At 73.3% G+C, this 2,299-nt stretch carries 2 protein-coding genes; both read left to right on the forward strand.

Translation table 11 applies throughout. From position 1 onward, the window contains the following. A partial coding sequence (locus ACWDYJ_RS36150; RefSeq protein ID WP_451569843.1) for an ATP-binding cassette domain-containing protein occupies positions 1-1,036 on the forward strand: 1,036 nt, incomplete at its 5' end. Next, positions 1,033-1,899: an ECF transporter S component gene (locus tag ACWDYJ_RS36155; protein WP_451569844.1), complete on the forward strand. Its 867-nt coding sequence runs from the start codon at positions 1,033-1,035 to the stop codon at positions 1,897-1,899. The genes ACWDYJ_RS36150 and ACWDYJ_RS36155, both read left to right, overlap by 4 nt. The last annotated feature ends 400 nt before the right edge of the window (positions 1,900-2,299 follow it).

Genomic DNA, 2,299 nt, shown 5'->3' on the forward strand with positions numbered 1-2,299 from the left:
GGCCACCGCCGGCGAGGAGCTCGGCCTCGTCGGCCTGACCGCGATTCTGCTCCTCTACGGGCTCCTCGTGTCCCGCGGCTTCCGGGCGGGGCTGGATATGGCTGAGCTGCGCTCGCAAGCCCCGCCGGCGTTTGAGGCGCGGGTCCGGGCAGAGCCCGGTTTCGGGAAGGGGCGGGGCGGGGAGAGGGCCCCGCGCAGCGGCAACGGTCTGCTGGCCCGGCTGCGCCGCATGACGCCGAGCCCCGCAACCGGCCCGGACACGGCGACAGCCACGGTCACGGCCCTCCACATCCGCCGCGCCCGCGCAGAGGTTCTCCGCGACATCACCCTCGCGGTGGCGCCCGGCGAGACGGTGGCCCTGATGGGCCGCAACGGCGCCGGCAAGTCCACCCTCCTCGCCGCCCTCGTCGGGACGCTCGCCCCCACCTCCGGTTCCGTCACCGTCGGAGGCCGCGCCCCCCACCGCACTCCGCCGGCCGAAATGGTCCGCCGGGTCGGCCTGGTCCCCCAGGAACCCCGCGACCTCCTCTACGCCGACACCGTCGCCGCCGAGTGCGCCGCCGCCGACGCCGACGCGGGTGCCGCCCCCGGGACCTGTCGTGCCCTGGTGGCCACCCTCCTGCCCGGCGTCCCCGACGACACCCACCCCCGTGATCTCTCCGAGGGCCAGCGCCTGACCCTCGCCCTCGCCCTGGTCCTCACCGGCCGCCCCGCCCTCCTCCTCCTCGACGAGCCCACCCGCGGCCTGGACTACGCCGCCAAGGCCCGCCTGATCGAGCTGCTGCGCGCGCTCGCCGCCGACGGTCACGCCATCGTCCTGGCGACGCACGACGTCGAGCTCGCCGCCGAGCTGGCCCACCGGGTCGTCATCCTGGCGGGCGGGGAGATCGTCGCCGACGGGCCGACGGCCGAGGTCGTCGTGTCCTCCCCCGCCTTCGCCCCACAGGTCGCCAAGATCCTGGCCCCCGGCCACTGGCTCACGGTGTCCCAGGTGGCCGCCGCCCTGCACGGCCCGGACCCGGCGGATGCCCCGTGAACCGCCCCGTCCGCCCCGCCCGCCCCCTGCGCATCGGCCCCCGCGCCGCCGCGGCCCTGGTCCTCGTCACCCTCATCGGCATCGCCGCCTTCGGCTGGCCCCTGCTCGCGGACCGCCAGTCCGGGTTCGCGCACTCCCAGGACGCCCCCTGGCTGTTCGCCGCGCTGCTCCCCCTCCTCGTGGCCGTGGTCGTCGCGACCATCGCCGACCAGGGCATGGACTCCAAGGCCGTCGCCATGCTCGGCGTACTGGCCGCGGTGGGTGCGGCGCTGCGGCCGCTGGGCGCGGGCACGGCCGGGCTGGAGCCCATGTTCTTCCTGATGGTGCTGAGCGGCCGCGTCCTGGGTCCGGGCTTCGGCTTCGTGCTGGGCTCGGTGACCATGTTCGCGTCCGCCCTGCTCACCGGCGGGGTGGGACCGTGGATGCCATTCCAGATGCTGGCCATGGGCTGGTTCTCGCTGGGCGCGGGGCTGCTCCCCGGGCCGGGGCGGATCCGGGGCCGGGCGGAGCTGTGGATGCTCGCGGCGTACGGGTTCGCCGGCTCGTTCGCGTACGGCACGGTCATGAACCTCCAGGGGTGGGTGATCCTGCAGGGCACGGGCCAGGGCATCTCGTTCCATCCCGGTGACCCGGTCGCCCAGAACCTGGCCCGCTTCGTCGCGTACTGCCTGGCGACCTCGCTGGGCTGGGATCTGGGGCGGGCGGCGCTGACCGTCGTACTCACCCTCACCCTCGGCGCCACGCTGCTGAAGGCCCTGCGGCGGGCGACGCGCAAAGCTGCCTTCGAGGCGCCCGTTTCCTTCGATTCGGGGGGCGCGGAGCCCGTGGAACCTGCTCCTGAAAGGGGTACGAACCCTCACTGAAGGTGAGATTTCGACCCTCCACCGGTGACCCGCCCCACAGGACCCACGTCACATACGGCCCAGGATCGTAGCCCGAAAACGCCCGATACGCCCCTTTCACGGGCATTCGTCGCACTCACCTGCGAGGCCCCCTAGTAACAGCGTTCATTGCCAGGCCGCCGGGGCGTCTGTAGAACTGGATGAGTCGCAAGGCGGCAGGGGTGCTTCACCCCCCGCCGACGAATCCCTCTCCTCCGCGTGAGTGGCTCACGCATGTCTTCGGCATGCCGCGACAGTCCTTGTTCCCTGTGAAAGGTTCTTCGTGACCAACGCCGTCATCCGCCGCATCGCCGCTTCGAAGAAGACCCTCGTGGGCTCGGCTCTCGCCCTGGGCGTCGCCGGTTCCATGCTCGCCGCCGTT

This window comes from Streptomyces sp. NPDC003042 (assembly GCF_053591315.1).